The organism is Cupriavidus sp. UME77 (genome assembly GCF_014170355.1).
Taxonomy (GTDB): Bacteria; Pseudomonadota; Gammaproteobacteria; order Burkholderiales; family Burkholderiaceae; genus Cupriavidus; species Cupriavidus basilensis.
In genome coordinates this window covers 197,515-217,002 of the sequence record NZ_LZZU01000018.1, presented here as the reverse complement: position 1 = coordinate 217,002, position 19,488 = coordinate 197,515, and the positions used below count along the sequence as shown (strand labels likewise).

The window sequence follows — 19,488 nt, the reverse complement described above, 5'->3', positions numbered from 1 at the left end:
ACTTTTCTCCAGGTTTGGCTATTGCGCGCCAACCTCTAAGCCCGGGCGGCGACGCTTTAGCGGAATTTTCATGCCGTTCCGGTAGAACGGTATCGCCCCGCAAGTTGTCAGTTAACTCGGCGATACGCGCTATTATACGCGCCTGCAAGCTACGCTGCAGCGCCCCGGTTATCTGGCACACCTGCCAATACCGGACGCTGTCGCGGCCAGGCCGCGCCACCCGACAGGCGGCGCGTTTCCGGCCTGGCGCGAGCCTGCGGGCGGTGCAAGCCGTACGGTGGGCCCCGTAACAACACCAGATTCATTTTGATTGCCCCACTAACGGCAGCGCCCGGCAAAACATTAATGACCCACCCGGCCCGCCGGGCCGCTATCGCAATCCGATGACCTTTCTGTTCTGGCTGATTTCCCGCTTGCCGCTCTCCTGGCTGCACGCCATCGGCGGTGCGCTCGGATTGCTGGCGGCACGCCTGCCGGGGCGTTATGGCACGCGGCTCAGGGAAAACCTTCGCCATGCCTATCCCGACGCCAGCGACGCGATGGTGGCGCAGGCGGCCCGCTCGACCGGTCGCATGATCCTGGAAATGCCCTATTTCTGGAGCCGGCGCCATCCCGAGGCGCGCATGTACAGCTTTGCCGACCGGCTCTGGCCGGAACTCGACAAGCTGATGGCACAGGGCCGCGGGCTGATCATCCTGGTGCCGCATCTTGGCTGCTTCGAAGTGCTCCCACAGGCATTTGCCCTGCGGCATCCGGTCACGGCCTTGTACAAGCCGCCGCACCAGGCCTGGCTGCGCGACTGGATCGTCAAGATGCGCACGCGCCCTAACCTGGCCATGGCGCCGGCGCAGCCGCGCGGCGTGCGCATGCTGGTCAAGGCACTCAAGCGAGGCGAGGCCATCGGCATCCTGCCCGACCAGGTCCCGACCGGCGGCGAAGGCGCCTGGGCGCCGTTTTTTGGCAAGCCGGCTTACACCATGACGCTGGTGCAGCGCCTGCAGCAGCTCACGGGCGCGCCCATCGCGGTGATCTTCGCCGAACGCCTGCCGCGTGGCGCGGGCTTCCTCGGCCATATGCAGGTCATCAAAGACCCGCTGCCCGACGACCAGGCAGAAGCCGTCGCGGTGATCAACGCGGCCGTCGAGAAGCTGGTGAAGGCATGCCCGACGCAGTACCTGTGGGGCTACAACCGCTACAAGCAGCCGGGCGGCGCCGAACCGCCACCCGCCCAGCCACCTCGCGCGCCCGCAGCCGACGCTTCGCGCAACCCCCTGGAGGTGCCGGCACCGGCGCCTGTCTCCCACTCCAACGACCAAAGATGAGCCGTATTTTTACCTGGCTTGGCATCGGCCTGCTGACCGTGCTGGGCAAGCTCCCCTATCCGCTCGTGGCACGCTTCGGCGAAGGCCTGGGCAGCTTGCTCTACCTCATTCCCAGCAGCCGGCGCCGCGTGGTGCAGACCAACCTGCGCCTGTGCTTCCCCGAGCGGACCGACGCCGAGATTGAAACGCTCTCGCGGCAGACCTTTCGCACCGTCTTTCGCAGCTTTGCCGAGCGCGGCATCTTCTGGACCGGCAGCGAGGCGCAGATGCGCCGCTGGGTCCAGATCGACGATCAGGCCGACCTGGTGGCGCTGGACGGCACGCCCCACATCCTCGTCACGCTGCATCTCTCGGGCGTCGAAGCGGGCGCGATCCGCCTCACCATCCACCTGCGCGAGCACGTCAAACGCTCCGGAGCGTCGCTCTACACCAAGCAGAAGAACGACCTGTTCGACGGGTTCCTCAAACACGCGCGCGGCCGCTTCGGCGCCAAGATGATTGCCCGCAACGACAGCGCGCGCGACATCATCCGCTGCCTGCGCAAGGGCGAGGCCCTGCAACTGATCGCCGACATGGATTTTGGCGAGCGCGACTCGGAGTACATCCCGTTCTTTGGCGTGGAAGCCCTGACCCTGACCTCGGTATCACGCCTGGCGCGGCTGACGGGGGCCAAGGTTGTGCCGATCTATACCGAGATGCTGCCCGACTACCAGGGCTATGTGCTGCGTATCCTGCCGGCTTGGGAAAACTACCCTGGCGACAGCGTGACCGAGGACACCCGGCGCATGAATGCCTTCTTCGAAGACTGCATCCGCCCCCGCGTGACTGAGTATTACTGGGTGCACAAACGCTTCAAGCACCGCCCCGACGGCGAGCGCGAAAACTACTGACCACGTGGGCGCGGCGGCGGCATCGCCAGCCAGACATGCAGCCCGCGCCACCCTCGACACGCCGCCAGCAAGCGCCGGACGGCCCGACTACAATCGCACTATGAAACTCCAGTTCACCAAGATGCACGGCGCCGGCAACGACTTCGTCGTGCTTGACGGCATCCACCAGACCCTGAACCTGACCCCGGCGCAGTGGCGCGCGCTCGCCAGCCGGCATTTCGGCGTGGGCGCCGACCAGATCCTGGTGGTCGAGAAACCCACCCGGGACGACGTCGACTTCCGCTACCGCATCTTCAACGCCGACGGCGGCGAAGTGGAGCACTGCGGCAATGGCGCGCGCTGCTTCGTACGCTTCGTCACCGACCACGGCCTGACCGACAAGCGCTCGGTGCGCGTGCAAGTGATGAACGGCGTGATCACCTTGACGCTGCAGGACGACGGCCAGGTCACGGTCGACATGGGCGCGCCGGAACTCGAACCTGCCCGCGTACCATTCCGCCCCGAAGGCCTGCCGACCAGGGCCGAAGGCCGCGATACGCTGTACGGACTGGAAGTAAACGGCCGCACCGGGTGGATTTCGGCAGTCTCGATGGGCAACCCCCACGCGGTTCAGGTGGTGGACAACACCGAGACGTTCCCGGTGCTGCAGGACGGCCCCATCATCGAGCACCACGCGAGCTTCCCCAACCGCGTCAACGCCGGCTTCATGCAGGTGGTGGAGCGCCACACGATCCGCCTGCGCGTGTTCGAGCGCGGGGCCGGCGAGACCCTGGCCTGCGGCACGGGCGCATGCGCGGCGGTCGTCGCCGGCATTCGCCGCGGCCTGCTGGACTCGCCGGTGCTGGTGCACACCCATGGCGGCGACCTGACGATTGCCTGGGACGGCGAAGGCGAGTCGGTACGCATGACCGGCCCTGCCACCACGGTATTCGAAGGCAGCATTGACCTGGACCGGCTGCCTGCCTGACCATAGCGGAATGCGGCCAGCCATGGCCGCGCCCTCTATGGAGTGACAATGCCGCTCGCTGATTTCCGCATCACCTCGGGCAAGAACTTCAGCCTGGCCGGCTTCAGTCCCGACGCCAAGCCGTTCTCCGGCGGCGACAAGGTCGCCGACCAGGCCCGCCTCATCGAACTGAGCACCCAGCTCGACGCGCAGCAGGACATCTTCTATGCCGAGCACCAGCGCAAGCTGCTGATCGTGCTGCAAGGCATGGACACCAGCGGCAAGGATGGCACCGTGCGCGGCGTCTTTCGCAGCTTCGACCCGCTCGGCATCCGCGTCGTCAGCTTCAAATCCCCCACCGCCGAGGAACTCGCGCACGACTACCTGTGGCGCATCCATGCCCAGGTGCCACGCGCCGGCGAGATCGTGGTCTTCAACCGCAGCCACTACGAAGACGTGCTGATCACGCGAGTGCACGAGTGGATCGACGAGGCCGAATGCGAGCGCCGCTACAAGCAGCTACGGGCATTCGAGACGATGCTGCTGGAAACCGGCACCACCATCGTCAAGTGCTTCCTGCATATTTCCAAGGACGAGCAGAAGGCCCGGCTGGAAGCACGGCTGGCAGATCCGCAGAAGCAGTGGAAGTTCGACCCGAAGGATCTGGAGGAGCGGCAGTACTGGAAGAACTACGAAACCGCCTACGAGGCCGCCATTGCCGCGACCAGCACGCCGGAAGCACCTTGGTATATCGTGCCCGCGAATTCGAAGACGCACCGGAACCTGATGGTGGCGGAGATCCTGATGGCGGTGTTCGAGAAACTGAAGCCGGCGTATCCGCCGGGAAAGCCGGCGTTGGCGAAGCTGAAGGTGGTCTGAGGCACAAGCGCAACGCGAAGGGACCAGGCCAGGCCGGTCCCTCGCTTTGGGTCAGGCGTGCCCGTTGCCGCGATGGATGTCGTGCGTGACAAACGGCTTCTCGTGTGTCGGCATGGCCAGCCACTCCGGATGCTTCAGCGTTTCCCGGATGTCGTCCAGCCCGCTGGTCCAGTGCTCGTTCATCGTCAGCAAGCCAAACTGATAATCCTTGGCGTTGCCCTCAAACGTCTTGTCGCGATAGATCAGCTGGATCACGTTGCGGCGCGCATCGCATGCATACTCCGCCGCCTTGCGGTACCAGTCATTGTCACGCTGCCCCTGCGGCACCAGCGCCATCACCTCGCTCAGCATGCGGCGGTAGTTCTGCTGCTCGCTCATGTAATCCGTGATGGTGCGCGTGCGGCTGGAATACTGGATGTCTTTCTGCCGCTCGGCCACGTCCAGCAGGTTGTGCGGCAGCTTGCCCCGCGCGCTCCACAGGTCCACCTGGAAGATCAGCGCGTCGCGCCGGGGCTGGGCGGTCAGCACCTCCGACAGCGGCGTGTTGGACACCAGGCCGCCATCCCAATAGAACTCGCCATCGATCTCCACCGCGGGAAAGCCGGGCGGCAAGGCGCCGGAGGCCATGAAATGCTCGGCGCGCAGCTTGCGCCGGGTGTTGTCGAAATAGGCGAAATTGCCGGTCCGAACATTCACCGCGCCCACCGACACGCGCATCTCGTTATGTTGCGAGTTGATGCGATCAAAATCGGCAAAGCGCTCCAGCGTGGCCTTGAGCGGGCTTGTATCGTAATAACTGGCATTGGCGGGGCCGCACTGGCGCTCCACCAGGCTGGGCCACGGACGAGGCTGGAAAAAGCCCCGCTGCCCCTCGAAGATGGCACGCGCGGCCTCGATGCCGTCGAACCAGATGCGCAGCGGATCGGGCCAGTGCGCAGCGCCCTGCGCGGCCACCTCGTAAGGCAGCAGGCTGGGCAGCCAGGGCTGCTGGCAAATGTAGTCCCAGAATGCACGCAACTGCTCGACCCTGCGCTCGGGGGCATTGCCCGCGATCACGGCTGCGTTCAGCGCGCCGATTGAAATCCCGGCCACCCAGTTAGGCTGGATGCCCGCCTCCGCCAGCCCCTGGTACACGCCCGCCTGATACGAGCCGAGCGCGCCACCGCCCTGCAGCACCAAAGCCCGGACCGTGTATTCATGGTGAACCGGCCGCGTGCGGCCGGCGCCCTCGGGCGCGAGGTCCGGCGGCGCGCAGCCGCCGGGGGGCAGGAGGTTGGGTTCCGGCTCTCGTAGCGCTTCGGGCTTTGGCGCCTCGCGTTTGAGCGTGGGCGCCGCCGGGTTCGCTACCACGGCAGCCGCGGCGCTTTTTACAGCCTGCTTCGGCGTGCCCTTTCCCTGTGCCACTGTGTTTTCCTGTGCCACTTTATCCAGCTTCTGCCGACGTCCACCTGCCACGACCCCTCCTTGATGACTTTGCTTTCCGATCTTGCACGCGGTCATGCCGGCCGGGCGGTGGTACCGCCGCCCGGCCGCTTTTCCTGTCGCTTACTGCATGTACCAGCCGTGGCTCACGATAAAGGACTGCCCGGTCAGCGCCGCCGACGGGAAGGCGCACAGGAACAGCGCGGTCTGCGCCACGTCGTCCACGGTGGTGAAGACGCCGTCCACGGTGCCACCCAGCATGACGCGGCGAATCACCTCTTCTTCGCTGATGCCAAGCTCCTTGGCTTGTTCCGGAATCTGCTTGTCGACCAGCGGCGTGCGCACGAAACCCGGACAGATCACGTGCGAGCGCACGTTGTACTCCGCCCCTTCCTTGGCCAGCACGCGCGCCAGGCCAAGCAGCGCGTGCTTGGCAGCAACGTATGCGGACTTCAGTGGCGAGGCCTCGTGCGAGTGCACCGAGCCCATGTAGATCACGGTGCCGCCGCGCTTGTCCTTGTACATGTGCTGGAGTGCGGCCTTGGTGGTGAGAAAGGCGCCATCGACGTGGATGGCCTGCATCTTCTTCCAGTCGGAGAAGGCGTAGTTCTGGATCGGGTTGACGATCTGGATGCCGGCGTTGGAGATCAGGATGTCGATGCCACCGAACGCCTTGGCCACCTCCTCGGTAGCGCTGTTGACCGCGTCCTCGTTGGTGACGTCCATCGCCACGGCGATGGCGCGCCCACCGGCAGCTTCGATATCGGCGGCAGCTTTCTGCGCAGCCTCGAGATTCAGGTCGGCAATGGCGACCGCCGCGCCTTCCTTGGCCAGCAGGTCAGCAATGGCGCGGCCGATGCCGCTGGCAGCGCCGGTCACGATGGCGGATTTTCCTTGGAGCTTCATGGACGTTTCTCCTGTCTGGATGATTCAGGTTAGCCGGGCCGGCCGGAAGGGCCGGAACCGATGGAAACCGTTGGAAATCGTTGGATGCGTGGCCGCTCAGGCCAGGTAGTCGAACACCACCTCGCCCAGCCCCAGGGTGAGGTCGGCAACGTAATGCTTGGCGCCGAGCACTTCCAGCACCGGAAGCCCAGCCACCGGCGCGAGCGCATGCGGTGACAGCGACAGCGCCGCGGGCCCCGTCCACGCGCCCTTCATCTGCACGTCTTTCAGGAAGTAGCAGACCAGTTCGCAGATGCGAGCGGAGCCATCCACGTGCGGAATGATCTTGAGCAGGTAGTTGGGCGTGCTTGCAAGCGCCAGGCCCAGCGCGTCCTTGTCGAGCTCGCGGTGCTTGTAGCCCATGGTGCCGGTGGCGACGCGCACCGGGCCATAGTCGAGCGTACCGACCAGCGTATCGGTGTGGACCGCCAGTGCGGGGCTGGCCAGCTTCTTCGGAAAGCCCCATAGCTCGCGCCCGCCCGCCAGTGGCGGATGGTCGTCGAGGTACATGGCGTGGGTGTAGTTGCCGGGCTTGCCCTGGTAGGTGACGGGAATCACCTGGCCCGATTCGGTGTAATCGCCAAACCCGGTGGAGTCCGGCATGCGGATGAATTCGTAGTTGACCACCGCGTCGGTGATCTCCAGGGGTTCCGGCACCACCGCGCGCAACAGCTCGGGATCCGTACGGTAGGAAATGATGAAGAATTCGCGATGGATGAAGCGGTATGGCCCCATCGGATAGGCCGGATTGGTAAGCGGCATGGCGAATGCCTGCTCGCGGATCGTCTTGATGTCCATCGCCAGCCAACCTCCTGAAGAGATGCTGCGCCGCCTTGCCGGGCGGCAAGGCGAATCGCTGGCGTCGCCCGGGGGGCCGGCCAGCGAGATCAGTCAGACCGGCGATTTTCGTGCGCGGTTCCCTGTAATCTGCTGCATTGCGACAAAGAGTTGCAAGCAGCAGGCAACAGATTCCAGACTATACGCCGTAGCGCTGCCGATAGGCAGCCACTGCCTCGCGCGAGCCGCCCAGCGCGGGATCCTGCGATGCGTCCAGGTAAGCCAGCAGGTCCTTCAGGCTGGCGATGGAGATCACCGGCACGCCATATTCGCGCTGCACATCCTGCACTGCAGAATGCGTCCCGACCTGATCGGCGGTGCCACTCTTTTCCATGCGGTCGAGCGCGATCAGCACCGCGGCCGGCTCCGCGCCAGCCGCGCGGATCATCGCCATCGACTCGCGCACCGAAGTGCCGGCCGAGATCACGTCGTCGATGATCACGACCTTGCCCTGCAGCTTGGCGCCCACCAGCGTGCCGCCCTCGCCGTGGTCCTTGGCTTCCTTGCGGTTATAGGCGAAGCCGACGTCACGTCCGAGCCCGGCCAGCGCCACCGCGGTGGCGGACGCCAGCGTGATGCCTTTATAGGCCGGCCCGAACAGCACGTCGAACTCCAATCCGGATGCCAGCAGGGTTTTCGCATAGAATTGCGCCACCTGGCCCAGCATCGCACCCTGGTTGAACAGGCCTGCATTGAAGAAGTACGGCGACTTGCGGCCCGCTTTGGTCACGAATTCGCCGAAGGACAGTACGCCAGCGTCGAGCGCGAAGCGGATGAAGGTCTGGCTCAGGTCGCCAGCGCCGGGCTGCGGCGTCGTCTGCTGCGTCATCTTTTCTCTCTGATTTCAAAATTTCCCGAGATGTTACGGATTATCAGCGCCAACCTCAACGGCATCCGCTCCGCAGCCAAGAAAGGCTTTTTCGAATGGATGGGCAAGCAGGACGCCGACATGGTCTGCGTCCAGGAGCTCAAGGCGCAGGCTGCCGACATGACGGAAGCGTTCCTGGCGCCACACGGCTACCACGGCTACTTCCATTATGCTGAGAAAAAAGGCTATAGCGGTGTCGGCCTTTACACGCGCCACAAGCCGGAGCGGGTGATCACCGGTTTCGGCGTCGACGAGTTCGATAACGAAGGCCGCTATGTCGAGGTGCAGTATCCGCACCTCGCCGTGATCTCAGTCTATGTGCCGTCCGGCTCCAGCGGGGAAGAACGCCAGCAGGCGAAGTTCCGCTTCATGGAAGCCTTCCTGCCCCACCTGCTGCAGCTCAAGGCCAGCGGGCGCGAGATCGTGCTGTGCGGCGACGTCAACATCGCCCACAAGGAAATCGATATCAAGAACTGGAAGGGCAACCTGAAGAACTCGGGTTTCCTGCCGGAGGAGCGCAGCTGGATCGGCGAGCTGTTCGACGTGCACGGCTATGTGGACGTGTTCCGCAAGCTGGACCAACGCCCCGAGCAGTACACCTGGTGGAGCAACCGCGGCCAGGCCTATGCGAAGAACGTCGGGTGGCGCATCGATTACCACCTGGCCACGGCGAAGATCGCCGAGACCGCGCGAGCCACCTCGATCTACAAGGACGAGAAATTCAGCGATCACGCGCCGCTGTCGATCGACTACGACTTCCCCCTGTAACAGGTTCGGCCGAGGGCGCACCGGCTACGCCGAGCGCACCTCTTCAAGCAGCTCCGGGTGCCGCTCCAACACCTTGAGCAGCTTGACCAGCGCCAGCGGCGGCTTGGTCTTGCCAGTTTCGTAGCGCGAGAAGGCATTGACGCCGCCGCCGAATATCTCGGCGGCCTCGCGCTGGTCCAGGCTCAGCTTCTTGCGCACGGCCACGATGAAGGCGGGATCGACGATGGCGGCATTGACCTGCTTTTGGAAAGCCACCGCCGCTTCGCCGTACCGGTCCGCTTGATTCGGATCCAGCACGATTTCCCCGCACGCCGGACAAAAGCCGCCCGAGACCGCGGAAATGATGACAGTTTCGCCCTTGTACGTATAAGGCACGTCGCGCGTGTCCTGCACCAGTTCCGCACCCCCGCATTCTGGACATTTCATGGTTCCAGCTCCTTGAATGACACGACCAGCAGCGGAACTGGTCAGGCAAACCCGCCCTTCGATGGCCAAGGTCCTGATCACCGAGAGCCTGCAGTGAGGCGTATGTTTCCCCATCGAATTTAACCTACTAGGTTACAACTAACAAGGGAATTTGCGATGCGCCGCGGCATGCGCCCTGCGACGTCCCCCAACCTAGTTACAATGCTGCTTCCCATCCGATTCCGGCATGGGACCCTTCGTATTTCCGAGTGAGTCCGCCATGGTTTTCAAAGTGTTCGTAGATGGTCAGGAAGGCACCACCGGTCTCCGGTTGCTCGACTATCTCTCCGGCCGTTCCGACGTGGAGCTGCTGCGTATCGCCGACGACAAGCGCAAGGATCCGGCCGAACGAGCACGCTTTCTGAATGCTGCCGACGTCGCTTTCCTGTGCCTGCCCGACGTTGCCTCCCGCGAGGCCGTGGCGCTGGTGACCAACCCCAATACCTGCGTGATCGACGCCAGCACGGCGTTCCGCACCACCGACAGCTGGGCCTACGGCCTGCCGGAACTCACGCGCGGCCAGCGCGAGAAGATCCGCGCCAGCAAGCGCATCGCCGTGCCGGGCTGCCACGCCAGCGCCTTCCTGATGGCGGTGCGCCCGCTGGTGGAAGCCGGCGTGATGCAGGCCGACTACCCGGTCTCGGCGTTCTCGCTGACCGGCTACAGCGGCGGCGGCAAGCAGATGATTGCCGAGTTCGAAGCCGGCGGTAACCCGAAGCTGGACAGCCCGCGCCCCTACTCGCTCGGCCTCGCGCACAAGCACCTGCCCGAGATGCGCGTGCAGGCCGGCCTGGCGCAGGCGCCGATCTTCAACCCCATCGTCGGCAACTTCCTCAAGGGCCTGGCCGTGACGGTGCCGGTATACCCGGATCGCCTGGCGCGCAAGGTCACGCCGGAACAGATCGCCGATCTGTACCGCAAGCACTACGAAGGCGAGCAGTTCGTGCGCGTGATGCCGGTGGGCGACGAAGCCAACCTGGACGGCGGCTTCTTCGACGTGCAGGCCAGCAACGACACCAACCGCGTGGACCTGTTCGTGTTCGGCTCGGCCGAGCGCATCGTGCTGATGGCGCGCCTGGACAACCTGGGCAAGGGCGCTGCCGGCGCCGCGGTGCAATGCATGAACGTGCATGTCGGCGCGGACGAGGCGACTGGCCTGAGCGCCTGACACGCTTACGCGCTAATACGGCGGCACCAGCCGCGAATGAAAAAAAGCCGGCGAAACCATCGCCGGCTTTTTTTCGCCCCGGGAAATCCCTTCGGTCAGATCCCGGCCTTGACCACGACGCCCTTGAGCGCGACGCCAAGGTAGGCGCTGCCCTTGGCGCAGACGTAGGTGCTGTCGCTGGCGGTCTCGTCGTCCTTCCAGTTGCTGCGGATATTGACCACGGCGCTGCCGCCTTCCTTGGTCGCGCGCTGCTGCAACTCCTGCACCGCCTGCACGAAGAGGGTGGCGCACAACTCGTCGTCGGGCGGCGGCGGCGGTCCGCCGGTGGAGCTGCTGTTGTCGATAGGCCGGCGCATGCGCTTGACGGTCTTGAAAGACTGGCCGTCCTGCGCGCCCGGCAGCTTGTTGAAACCGAACAGCAGCCTGATCGACGGGTCCACGCGCTCCTTGGCCGCCGGTGTCGCCAGCGCCTTGTCGATCGGCATGCTCAGCAGCTGGTCGGCCGCCTGCGCACTGCCGCCCGCCAGCAACGCGCCGGCCATCAGACTGAATCGCACCCAACGCTTCATGGTCCTCTCCTCATTGCCCCGGTTCGATGTATTTATCGTACAGGATCTGCCATAAAGTGAGCCTCTCGGGTGCCTTTACTTTTTTAGTGGCTTTTGCCGGTCGTCGTCGCCGCTGTCGACCGGCGCAGCGCTCAGGTTGGCCATATTGGCCCGATAGGGCGGCAGCTTGCCGACGCTGGAATCGATGGCGCGCGCGTAGAGCGGCAACACCTCGGGCAGGTGCTTCTCCAGCTCGGCGATGCGCGTGCGGCCCGAGGGATGGGTGGAGAGGAACTCCGAGCCCGACTGCGCCGAAGATTGCGAGACCGCCCCCATCTTTTGCCACAGCGACACGGCGGCGCGTGGGTCGTAGCCGGCACGCGCGGCGATGTCCATGCCGACCAGGTCGGCCTCGGTCTCGTCCGAGCGCGAAAACCGCAGCGTGAGCAACTGCGCGCCGGTGCCAAGGGCCATATTGCCGAGGTTGCCGAAGCCAAACAGTTGCGAGATCACGTTGGCGCCCAGGTTGGTGATCTCGGACTTGGCGGCCCGCTCGCGCGCATGCTCCTGCAGCGCATGGGCGATTTCGTGCCCCATCACCATGGCGACTTCGTCATCGGTCAGCTTGAGCTGGTCGAGCAGGCCGGAGTAGAAGGCGATCTTGCCGCCGGGCATGCAGAACGCATTGACCTGCCTGGAGTTGATCAGGTTGACTTCCCACTTCCATTGCTTCGCGCGCTCGTTCCAGCGCGGGGTCTGCGGCAGGATGCGCTTGGCGATGGCGCGCAGGCGCACCAGTTGCGGGTTGTTGTCGCCGACCAGGGTCTTCTTGGCCTGCGCCTCTTCCTTGAGTTGCTCGTACTCCTGCGAGGCCTGCTGCTCGATGACCTCGACCGGCACGATCTGGCGGATGGACGCGCCGCCGCGTTGCACGCGGATGCCATCTTCAGCGTCCTGCGGCTGGGCCTGGCCCTGGGCCTGGGCCTGGGCCGCACTCATGCTCAACGCGGCGCTGGCCGCCAGCGCCAGCGCGGCCAGTCGACGTGGCAACGCAATCCCGGCCCGCCGGTGGCGGTACTGACAACGCTGGCGATCGGACATGGACGATTCCTTGGATGCGGTTTTCGGCAAGCAGGGTGAGCAAGGGTTGATGCGGCCAGGACACGGTCCGGGCCCGGCGCGCCCCGCGCATCGGGGCGGCGCTGACGGTAATGCAATAATACACGGCGCCTTGCCCAGCCTGATTGCCCCGATTTGCTCCGATTGCCCCGCTTGCCATCCTGATTCATGACCTTTCAAGCCTATCTCGACATTTTCCGCAATCGCCGCATCGGCGCCATGCTCACGCTGGGCTTCGCGTCCGGGCTGCCGCTGGCACTCACCTCCGGCACATTGCAGGCCTGGATGACGGTGGAAGGGCTGGATATCAAGACCATCGGCTTTTTCTCGCTGGTGGGCCAGGCCTATATCTTCAAGTTCCTGTGGGCCCCGCTGATGGACCGCTATACGCCGCCGCTGCTGGGCCGGCGCCGCGGCTGGCTGCTGGTGACCCAGATCGGGCTGGTGCTGGGCATCGCGGGCATGGCCTTCTGCCCGCCGCACGAGGCGCTGTGGACACTGGCGGCGCTGGCCACGCTGGTGGCCTTCTTGTCTGCCTCGCAGGACATCGTGTTCGACGCCTACAGCACCGACGTGCTGCGCGCGCCGGAGCGTGGCGTGGGAGCGGCGGTCAAGGTGCTGGGCTACCGGCTGGCGATGCTGGTGTCGGGCGGGCTGGCACTGTGGCTGGCCGACCGCGTGCTGGGCTGGCAGCAGATGTACCTGCTGATGGCGGGGTTGATGGGCATCGGCATCGTCAGCCTGCTGTGGGCGCCCGAGGCGGAATCGCCGGCGCGCACGCCGCGCTCCATGGAGGAAGCCATCCTGGGCCCGCTGCGCGACTTCTTCTCGCGCCCGGGCGCCTGGTGGCTGCTGCTGCTGATCGTGCTCTACAAGCTGGGCGATGCGTTTGCCGGCAGCCTGTCCACCACCTTCCTGATCCGCGGCGTGGGCTTTTCGGCCGGCGAAGTCGGCCTGGTCAACAAGACGCTAGGACTGGCCGCCACCATTGTGGGCGCGCTGTTCGGCGGCACGCTGATGGTGCGCCTGGGCCTGTACCGCTCACTGATGCTGTTCGGCATCTTGCAGGGGGTGTCCAACCTCGGCTACTGGATCCTGGCGGTGACGCCGCCCCACCTGTGGACCATGGGCGCCACCATCGCGGTGGAGAACCTCTGTGGCGGCATGGGCACGGCGGCCTTCGTGGCGCTGCTGATGACGCTGTGCAACCGCTCGTTCTCGGCCACCCAGTACGCGCTGCTCTCGGCGCTGGCGTCGGTCGGGCGCGTCTATGTTGGCCCCAGCTCGGGCTACCTGGTGGAGGCCTTCGGCTGGTCGGCGTTTTACCTGAGCACCGTGGTGGTGGCGGTGCCCGGCGTAGTGCTGCTTTGGGCGATGCGCAACACCGTGCATCGCTACGAAGCCCGGGCCCGCGCCGCGGCCTAGCCCCCCGACACCCAGCAGCGCGAACGCTGACTCGCTCGGAGGCTGTTTCAAAATGGCCTCTTACTGCTTGTAGTAGACGATCTGGTGCGAGGTCGCGAGCAGTTCTCCCTGCGGGCTCCAGATCTGCGCGCTCTGGTCGAAGAAGCCCTGGCGGAACACCTGCGCCTGGGCGCTGCCCAGCACGTGGCTGTTGCCCAGCGCGGCCAGGGTCGGGCCGTCGGCATGGAAGTACGTGGTCAGCGACACCGTGCCGGCCGGCACGAAGCCGGAGCGCTTGAGGAAGATCCGCGGGTAGAAGGTGTCGCACCACGCCGCCATCGCGGCGAAGTCCGGCGTACGCGCGGGCGCGTCGCGCAGCCAGAACTGGGTCACGCTGTCCGGGTTCTCGGTGCCGACCTCGACATTCGGCTTGGCGCCGCGCACCGGCCGCAACTCATACGCATCCAGCCAGCGCACCGGTGCGAAACCGGCCATCGGGGCGACATCGCTTGCCGGCGGCACCTGCGGGAACACGGCTTCGCCACAATTCCAGGTCTCGCGGCGCACGGCGAAGAAGGCGGTGGCCGTGGTCGCCACTTCATCGCCCTGGCGCAGCTCGATGGTCCAGTGCTGGGTGTTGCGGTTGGTGCGCACCGGACGCGCTTCGATCACGAACGGCCCTTCGACGATCGGGCCGGCAAAGTTGACGGTCAGCGCGGACGGATCGCCCAGCCGCTCGGGATGCTGCAGCACGGCTTGCAGCAAGGTGGCCGCCGTGATGCCACCGAAGGGGCCGATCATGTTCCAGTAGGCCGGCGTGGTGCGGCCGTGGAAGAGATTACCTCCCGCCGGCTCCAGCGCGATCGCGTGGTCGAAGGAATGGACGGTCTGGCTGGCTGGCGTGGCGGACATGTTTGGGACCAAAAAAGTACGATCGTTCGATAATACTGCAAACGGCGGACGGGCGCTGGCACCGCCTCAACCGGGCGCCCCCTCCAGTCCGCCGCAGGGTCAGCCCCCCGCCCGCGCCCGCCGCAGCGGATTCCAGCCAAGCTGGTTGCCGATCACCGCCAACAGGATCAGCGCCATGCCAGCGAGTTGCAGCGGCGTGAGCACCACCCCGAACACCAGCACATCAATCACGATGGCCACCAGCGGATAGACAAACGAGAGCGTGGCGATCGACAGCACGTTGAGGCGCTGGAAGGCGCCATACAGCAGCGTGTACATCACGCCGGTATGCACGAGGCCTAGCGCCAGCAATGCCCCCCAGGTCCGCCCGCCGAACGTCTCGACCGCCGGATGCGCCAGGGGGAACAGCATGACCACCCCCATCGCCATCTGCAGGCCCGCGATCTGCCCCGCCGGAATCCCCTTGAGGCGGCGCGTGGCCATGGTGGTGATGGCGTACAGCAAGGCCGCCAGCATCGCCAGCCCGACCCCGGCCAGCATACTGCCGGTGGCACCGCCGTGCTCCAGCCCGGTAATCGGCACCACGCCGCCAAAGGCCAGCACCAGCCAGGCAAGGCGTCCGGGCGCGATGGCCTCGCGCTGGAACAGCGCCGCCAACAGCAACAGGAAGAAGGGCTGGGTGTGATAAACGACCGTGGACACCGAAATGCCGCTGTACGAATAGGCAGAGAACAAGGCCAGCCAGTTGAAGATCAGCGTGACCCCGCCCAGCGCCAGCCAGCCCCAGTCGCGGGCGCGCATGGGCTGCCAGCCGCGCCGCAGGGCGAGCGTGCCCAGGAGCGCGGCGCCGCCGAAGATGCAGCGGAAAAACACCACGTCCAGCGGCGACTGCCCGCTGGTCACCACGAACCAGCCGATGGTGCCCGACAGGGCCATGGCGGCCACCATGCGCCAGGCACCGCCACGCCGTGCGGGTTCCGTGGCCTGCGGGGCCTGGGTGGCGGCCGGGGAAGCCACGGCGGCGCCAGATCGATCGATATTCATGGATGTCTCCTACGGAGCTTCGTACGCTTGGACGTCATTGTTCCATCGTGCATTCAGGTCAACAATTCATCCGATAAGCAATTACTATTTGATCTGTAATCATAAATGCGAGAGCCAGCCCATGCCGGTCGCGCAACTCAACGCCATGGCCGTATTCGCCCGGGTGGTGGAATGCGGCAGTTTCTCCGCCGCCGCCCGCGAGCTTGGCATGACACCCTCCGCCGTCAGCCGCCATGTGACGCGGCTGGAAGCGGCCATCGGCGGCAGCCTGCTGCAACGGACCACGCGCGCCTTCACCCTGACTGAGCTCGGACAGGCAGTGCACGCCGCGTGCGCCCGGATGGTGGCCGCGGCGCAGGAAGTCAGCACGCTGGCCAGCGACCACGGCGGCGCGCCGCACGGCCTGCTGCGGGTCAGCGCACCGGTGGTGTTCGGGCAGGCCTGGCTGGCGCCACGGCTGCCGGCCCTGCTGGACCGATTTCCCGCACTGGACCTGCAACTGACGCTGGCGGACCGCCTGGTGGACCTGGTGGAAGAAGGCGTGGACGTGGCCATCCGCATTGCGCGCGAACTGGCGCCGGGGCTGGCAGCGCGGCCAATCCGCGCGGTGCGTTACCGGCTGGTGGCGGCACCCGGCTGGCTGGCGCGGCATGGCACGCCAGCCGAGCCGGCGGCGTTAGCCGGGCATCGCTGCCTCTACCTGGGCTATGGCGCCTTTGGCGAGCGCTGGAGCCTGCGGCGCAGGCGCGACGGGCAGACCGTGGCGCTGCGCATCCCGCCCAAGGTCACGCTCAACAACAGCGCGGCCATTGTCGCCATGGCGCAGGCCGGCGGGGGCATCGGGCTGGTGCCGGACTTCTCGGCCGCCGCGGCGCTGGCGTCGGGCAGCCTGGTGCCGGTGCTGGACGACTGGGAAATCCTTGAACCCTACGTAGGCACGGCCTTCGCGGTCTACACGCCAACCCGCCACCTGGCCCCCAAGGTGCGCGCCTTGATTGACTACCTGGTGGCGCAGGCCGCGCTGGAAACCAGCGGCTAGCGCGGCGGGCGGCTAAGCGCAGCCCCCCCGCCCTCGCCGGCTCAGGTGGCGCAAACCCGGTACACCGCCAGGCTGCCGCGCCAGTTCGAGCCCCAGTTGACCGTCACGCCCTCGTGCATCACCACGCGGTCGAGGATGCGCAGGCCGACCTTGGACGCCAGCGATTCAAAGTCGCTGATGGTCAGCACCCGTACATTCGGCGTGTTGTACCACTGGTACGGCAGCGCCTCCGACACCGGCATGCGCCCGCGGAACACCGACAGCCGGTGCGGCCAGTAGCCGAAGTTGGGGAAGGACACGATGCATTCGCGCCCCACCCGCAGCGTCTCGCGCAGGACCTGCGCGGTGTTGTGGATGGTCTGCAGCGTCTGCGACAAGATCACCGTATCGAAGCTCTTGTCCTCGAACAGCGCCAGGCCGCCTTCCAGGTTCTGCTGGATCACGTGCACGCCCTTCTGCACGCATGCCAGCACGCCTTCGTCCTGGATCTCGATACCGTAGGCCTGCACGTCGAGCTCGTCCTGCAGCACGCGCAGCAGGCTGCCGTCGCCGCAGCCCAGGTCGAGCACGGTGGAATTGGGCTCGATCCAGCGCGCGATGGCGCGGAAGTCGGGGCGCAGCGCCAGGATATTGGGGTTGGCCGCGGCGTTCATGCGCCTATCTCCTCGGCGATGCGTTCGTAGTAGGCGCGCATCAGGTTGTGGTAGCGCGGGTCGTCCAGCAGGAAGGCATCGTGCCCGTGCGGCGCATCGATCTCCGCGTAGCTGACCGGGCGCTTGTTGTCGAGCAGGGCCTTGACCAGCTCGCGGCTGCGATTGGGGGCGAAACGCCAGTCGGTGGTGAAGCTGGCCACCAGGAAGCTGGCCCGCGTCTGCGACACCGCGCGCGTGAGATCGCCGCCGAAGGCCAGCGCCGGATCGAAGTAATCGAGCGCGCGCGTGATCAGCAGGTAGGTGTTGGCGTCGAAGTACTCGGCGAACTTGTCGCCCTGGTAGCGCAGGTAGCTCTCCACCTGGAACTCGACATCGAAGGAGAAACGGATGTCATCGGTCTTGAGCTCGCGGCCGAATTTCTCCGCCATGTCCTCGTCGGACAGGTAGGTGATATGGCCGATCATGCGCGCCACGCGCAGGCCGCGCTTGGGCTTGACGCCGTGCGCGTAGTAGTTGCCGCCGTGGAAATCGGGGTCCGACAGGATGGCGCTGCGCGCGACCTCGTTGAAGGCGATGTTCTGCGCCGAGAGCTTGGGCGTGGAGGCCACCACGATGCAGTGGCGCAGCCGATCCGGGTACATCAGGCTCCAGGCCAGCGCTTGCATGCCGCCCAGGCTGCCGCCCATCACCGCCGCGAACTGGGTGATGCCGAACCGGTCCGCCACGCGCGCCTGGGCATTGACCCAGTCTTCCACGGTGACTACCGGGAAGGTGGCGCCGTAGGGCTGGCCGGTGGCGGGGTTGGCACTCATCGGGCCAGTCGAGCCGAAGCAGGAGCCAAGGTTGTTGACGCCGATGACGAAGAAGCGGTCGGTGTCGAGCGGCTTGCCCGGGCCGACCATGTTGTCCCACCAGCCGACATCGCGCAGGTCGTGCGCGTACACGCCGGCCACGTGGTGCGAGGCGTTAAGCGCGTGGCACACCAGCACGGCGTTGGAGCGGGCGGCGTTGAGCGTGCCGTAGGTCTCGACCATCAGGTCGTAGTCGGCGAGCGAGGTGCCGTTGCGCAGCTTCAACGGCTCGGTGAAATGCATGCACTGCGGCGCGACGATGCCGACCGAGTCGGTCGGCAGGGCAAGCGCGGCAGGAGGCGGAGCTACGTCTGTCATGGAATAAGCCCGTTGGCAAACAGGCGTAAAAAAACCCGACCGGCCTTGCGTGGACATTGCCTGCGGATGACATCAAACCTGACATCAAGCACAGCATCAACGACGGCGCAGCCAAATCGGGTTTTGCACGGGTCTTGCGTCCCGCGTGCCGGTGCCTTGCGTGGCAGGGAACCGACCTACCTCTTTAGCCGCATTTATATTGGCTGCCGGAACCCCCAAAACCAATCCTCCAGGGGTTACCATGCCGCCGCGCGCCCGCAAGCCAGTCTTCAAATCGGCGCGACCCGCTTATTATAGAGCAAACAAACGCGCCGGCGGCGGCGCGCCGCCAGACGCCAACCAAACGCCAATCCAGCCTTGACGAAACCACCCAGCATCCTGGTCATCGAAGACGAATCCGCGATCGCGGACACCATCCTCTATGCGCTCTCCACCGAAGGCATGACGGTCGAGCATTGCGCGCTCGGCAGCGCCGCGCTGGCGCGCCTGCGCGCCCAGGCGCCGGACCTGGTGATCCTGGACGTGGGCCTGCCCGACATCAATGGCTTCGAAGTCTGCCGCACGCTGCGTACCTTCTCCGATGTGCCGGTGATCTTCCTCACCGCGCGCAACGAGGAAATCGACCGCATCGTCGGCCTGGAAATCGGCGCAGACGACTATGTAGTGAAGCCCTTCTCGCCGCGCGAACTGGCGGCGCGGGTGCGCGTTATCCTGCGGCGTGCCGGCAAGCGCGCAGCACCGCAGGCGCCGGTGCAAGCCCCGGCGCCGCCCGAAGGCTTCACGCTCGATGCCGACGGCGCGCGCCTGGCCTGGCGTGGCCAGTGGCTCGACCTGACCCGCTACGAGTACCGGCTGCTGGCCTTGCTGCTGCAGCACCCCGGGCGCATCTATTCGCGCGCGCAGCTGATGGACCTGGTCTGGCACGATGCGGTCGACACCATCGACCGCACCGTCGACACGCATATCAAGACGGTGCGCGCCAAGCTGCGCGCGCTCGACCCCGAGTGCGATTCGATCCGCACCCATCGCGGCATGGGGTATTCGCTCGAAATCTGAGCCCGGCTTCCACTTCATTCACAACCCACCCACG

At 65.9% G+C, this 19,488-nt stretch carries 20 protein-coding genes; 9 read left to right on the top strand and 11 right to left on the bottom strand.

What is annotated here, in order from left to right; translation table 11 throughout:
- Positions 1 to 383 precede the first annotated feature (383 nt).
- From A9975_RS08435 to A9975_RS08420, 4 genes are all read left to right on the top strand, one after another.
- Positions 384 to 1,322, top strand: coding sequence for a lysophospholipid acyltransferase family protein (locus A9975_RS08435; protein ID WP_183032193.1), 939 nt, complete (start codon positions 384 to 386; stop codon positions 1,320 to 1,322).
- Complete coding sequence (locus tag A9975_RS08430; RefSeq protein ID WP_150989890.1) at positions 1,319 to 2,212, top strand: lipid A biosynthesis lauroyl acyltransferase; 894 nt, start codon at positions 1,319 to 1,321, stop codon at positions 2,210 to 2,212. The genes A9975_RS08435 and A9975_RS08430 overlap by 4 nt, the downstream gene beginning before the upstream one ends.
- A 100-nt stretch (positions 2,213 to 2,312) precedes the next feature.
- On the top strand, positions 2,313 to 3,179 hold the full coding sequence (gene dapF / locus A9975_RS08425; protein ID WP_183032192.1) for a diaminopimelate epimerase: 867 nt from the start codon (positions 2,313 to 2,315) through the stop codon (positions 3,177 to 3,179).
- Between the two features lie 48 nt (positions 3,180 to 3,227).
- Positions 3,228 to 4,037, top strand: a complete 810-nt coding sequence (locus tag A9975_RS08420; RefSeq protein ID WP_183032191.1) for a polyphosphate kinase 2 family protein — start codon at positions 3,228 to 3,230, stop codon at positions 4,035 to 4,037.
- A gap of 51 nt (positions 4,038 to 4,088) precedes the next feature.
- Here A9975_RS08420 and A9975_RS08415 read toward each other — a convergent pair whose 3' ends face one another.
- From A9975_RS08415 to pyrE, 4 genes are all read right to left on the bottom strand, one after another.
- Positions 4,089 to 5,441, bottom strand: coding sequence for a patatin-like phospholipase family protein (locus tag A9975_RS08415; protein ID WP_183032190.1), 1,353 nt, complete (start codon positions 5,439 to 5,441; stop codon positions 4,089 to 4,091).
- 141 nt (positions 5,442 to 5,582) lie between these two features.
- Positions 5,583 to 6,365 carry a 3-hydroxybutyrate dehydrogenase gene (locus tag A9975_RS08410; protein WP_174426068.1) on the bottom strand — a complete coding sequence of 261 codons (783 nt, stop codon included), beginning with the start codon at positions 6,363 to 6,365 and terminating at the stop codon, positions 5,583 to 5,585.
- A 96-nt stretch (positions 6,366 to 6,461) separates the two neighbouring features.
- Entirely contained in the window at positions 6,462 to 7,202 is a 741-nt protein-coding gene (locus tag A9975_RS08405; protein WP_150989874.1) for an acetoacetate decarboxylase, read from the bottom strand.
- A 178-nt stretch (positions 7,203 to 7,380) separates the two neighbouring features.
- Positions 7,381 to 8,070, bottom strand: a complete 690-nt coding sequence (gene pyrE, locus A9975_RS08400) for an orotate phosphoribosyltransferase (RefSeq protein ID WP_006162743.1) — start codon at positions 8,068 to 8,070, stop codon at positions 7,381 to 7,383.
- A 30-nt stretch (positions 8,071 to 8,100) separates the two neighbouring features.
- On the opposite strand from pyrE, the gene A9975_RS08395 reads away from it, so the two are divergent.
- The gene (locus A9975_RS08395; protein WP_183032189.1) at positions 8,101 to 8,877 is read left to right on the top strand and encodes an exodeoxyribonuclease III; all 777 of its coding nucleotides are present in this window, start codon (positions 8,101 to 8,103) and stop codon (positions 8,875 to 8,877) included.
- Positions 8,878 to 8,901: 24 nt separating this feature from the next.
- Here the strand turns inward: A9975_RS08395 and A9975_RS08390 are convergent, their stop codons facing one another.
- Positions 8,902 to 9,303 carry a type II toxin-antitoxin system MqsA family antitoxin gene (locus A9975_RS08390; protein WP_174426065.1) on the bottom strand — a complete coding sequence of 134 codons (402 nt, stop codon included), beginning with the start codon at positions 9,301 to 9,303 and terminating at the stop codon, positions 8,902 to 8,904.
- Positions 9,304 to 9,562: 259 nt separating this feature from the next.
- On the opposite strand from A9975_RS08390, the gene argC reads away from it, so the two are divergent.
- On the top strand, positions 9,563 to 10,510 hold the full coding sequence (argC, locus tag A9975_RS08385; RefSeq protein ID WP_183032188.1) for an N-acetyl-gamma-glutamyl-phosphate reductase: 948 nt from the start codon (positions 9,563 to 9,565) through the stop codon (positions 10,508 to 10,510).
- 95 nt (positions 10,511 to 10,605) lie between these two features.
- On the opposite strand, the gene A9975_RS08380 is transcribed toward argC, so the two are convergent.
- Together A9975_RS08380 and A9975_RS08375 are read right to left on the bottom strand one after the other, a co-directional pair.
- Entirely contained in the window at positions 10,606 to 11,079 is a 474-nt protein-coding gene (locus tag A9975_RS08380) for an excinuclease ATPase (protein WP_183032187.1), read from the bottom strand.
- A 75-nt stretch (positions 11,080 to 11,154) separates the two neighbouring features.
- Positions 11,155 to 12,057 carry a M48 family metallopeptidase gene (locus tag A9975_RS08375; protein WP_255503122.1) on the bottom strand — a complete coding sequence of 301 codons (903 nt, stop codon included), beginning with the start codon at positions 12,055 to 12,057 and terminating at the stop codon, positions 11,155 to 11,157.
- Between the two features lie 288 nt (positions 12,058 to 12,345).
- Here A9975_RS08375 and A9975_RS08370 point away from each other — a divergent pair, with 288 nt between their 5' ends.
- Positions 12,346 to 13,602, top strand: coding sequence for a muropeptide transporter (locus A9975_RS08370; RefSeq protein WP_043343074.1), 1,257 nt, complete (start codon positions 12,346 to 12,348; stop codon positions 13,600 to 13,602).
- 60 nt (positions 13,603 to 13,662) lie between these two features.
- On the opposite strand, the gene A9975_RS08365 is transcribed toward A9975_RS08370, so the two are convergent.
- The gene (locus A9975_RS08365; protein WP_183032186.1) at positions 13,663 to 14,493 is read right to left on the bottom strand and encodes an acyl-CoA thioesterase II; all 831 of its coding nucleotides are present in this window, start codon (positions 14,491 to 14,493) and stop codon (positions 13,663 to 13,665) included.
- Between the two features lie 99 nt (positions 14,494 to 14,592).
- Complete coding sequence (locus A9975_RS08360) at positions 14,593 to 15,537, bottom strand: DMT family transporter (RefSeq protein WP_370564156.1); 945 nt, start codon at positions 15,535 to 15,537, stop codon at positions 14,593 to 14,595.
- Positions 15,538 to 15,658: 121 nt separating this feature from the next.
- Between A9975_RS08360 and A9975_RS08355 the strand changes: the two genes are divergently transcribed.
- Entirely contained in the window at positions 15,659 to 16,576 is a 918-nt protein-coding gene (locus A9975_RS08355) for a LysR family transcriptional regulator (RefSeq protein WP_183032185.1), read from the top strand.
- A gap of 41 nt (positions 16,577 to 16,617) precedes the next feature.
- Here A9975_RS08355 and metW read toward each other — a convergent pair whose 3' ends face one another.
- Together metW and A9975_RS08345 are read right to left on the bottom strand one after the other, a co-directional pair.
- The gene (gene metW, locus A9975_RS08350) at positions 16,618 to 17,229 is read right to left on the bottom strand and encodes a methionine biosynthesis protein MetW (RefSeq protein ID WP_150989846.1); all 612 of its coding nucleotides are present in this window, start codon (positions 17,227 to 17,229) and stop codon (positions 16,618 to 16,620) included.
- Positions 17,226 to 18,398: a homoserine O-acetyltransferase gene (locus A9975_RS08345; RefSeq protein ID WP_183032184.1), complete on the bottom strand. Its 1,173-nt coding sequence runs from the start codon at positions 18,396 to 18,398 to the stop codon at positions 17,226 to 17,228. Before A9975_RS08345 ends, metW begins: the two co-directional genes overlap by 4 nt.
- 357 nt (positions 18,399 to 18,755) lie before the next feature.
- Here A9975_RS08345 and creB point away from each other — a divergent pair, with 357 nt between their 5' ends.
- On the top strand, positions 18,756 to 19,454 hold the full coding sequence (gene creB, locus A9975_RS08340) for a two-component system response regulator CreB (protein ID WP_183032183.1): 699 nt from the start codon (positions 18,756 to 18,758) through the stop codon (positions 19,452 to 19,454).
- Positions 19,455 to 19,488: the final 34 nt, after the last annotated feature.

Bases quoted from the DNA above. Each gene is read 5' to 3' on its own strand.
- A9975_RS08435 (WP_183032193.1), top strand. From the start codon at position 384: ATGACCTTTCTGTTCTGGCTGATTTCCCGCTTGCCGCTCTCCTGGCTG.
- A9975_RS08430 (WP_150989890.1), top strand. From the start codon at position 1,319: ATGAGCCGTATTTTTACCTGGCTTGGCATCGGCCTGCTGACCGTGCTG.
- dapF (WP_183032192.1), top strand. From the start codon at position 2,313: ATGAAACTCCAGTTCACCAAGATGCACGGCGCCGGCAACGACTTCGTC.
- A9975_RS08420 (WP_183032191.1), top strand. From the start codon at position 3,228: ATGCCGCTCGCTGATTTCCGCATCACCTCGGGCAAGAACTTCAGCCTG.
- A9975_RS08410 (WP_174426068.1), bottom strand. From the start codon at position 6,365: ATGAAGCTCCAAGGAAAATCCGCCATCGTGACCGGCGCTGCCAGCGGC.
- A9975_RS08405 (WP_150989874.1), bottom strand. From the start codon at position 7,202: ATGGACATCAAGACGATCCGCGAGCAGGCATTCGCCATGCCGCTTACC.
- pyrE (WP_006162743.1), bottom strand. From the start codon at position 8,070: ATGACGCAGCAGACGACGCCGCAGCCCGGCGCTGGCGACCTGAGCCAG.
- A9975_RS08395 (WP_183032189.1), top strand. From the start codon at position 8,101: ATGTTACGGATTATCAGCGCCAACCTCAACGGCATCCGCTCCGCAGCC.
- A9975_RS08390 (WP_174426065.1), bottom strand. From the start codon at position 9,303: ATGAAATGTCCAGAATGCGGGGGTGCGGAACTGGTGCAGGACACGCGC.
- argC (WP_183032188.1), top strand. From the start codon at position 9,563: ATGGTTTTCAAAGTGTTCGTAGATGGTCAGGAAGGCACCACCGGTCTC.
- A9975_RS08380 (WP_183032187.1), bottom strand. From the start codon at position 11,079: ATGAAGCGTTGGGTGCGATTCAGTCTGATGGCCGGCGCGTTGCTGGCG.
- A9975_RS08375 (WP_255503122.1), bottom strand. From the start codon at position 12,057: ATGAGTGCGGCCCAGGCCCAGGCCCAGGGCCAGGCCCAGCCGCAGGAC.
- A9975_RS08370 (WP_043343074.1), top strand. From the start codon at position 12,346: ATGACCTTTCAAGCCTATCTCGACATTTTCCGCAATCGCCGCATCGGC.
- A9975_RS08365 (WP_183032186.1), bottom strand. From the start codon at position 14,493: ATGTCCGCCACGCCAGCCAGCCAGACCGTCCATTCCTTCGACCACGCG.
- A9975_RS08360 (WP_370564156.1), bottom strand. From the start codon at position 15,537: ATGAATATCGATCGATCTGGCGCCGCCGTGGCTTCCCCGGCCGCCACC.
- A9975_RS08355 (WP_183032185.1), top strand. From the start codon at position 15,659: ATGCCGGTCGCGCAACTCAACGCCATGGCCGTATTCGCCCGGGTGGTG.
- metW (WP_150989846.1), bottom strand. From the start codon at position 17,229: ATGAACGCCGCGGCCAACCCCAATATCCTGGCGCTGCGCCCCGACTTC.
- A9975_RS08345 (WP_183032184.1), bottom strand. From the start codon at position 18,398: ATGACAGACGTAGCTCCGCCTCCTGCCGCGCTTGCCCTGCCGACCGAC.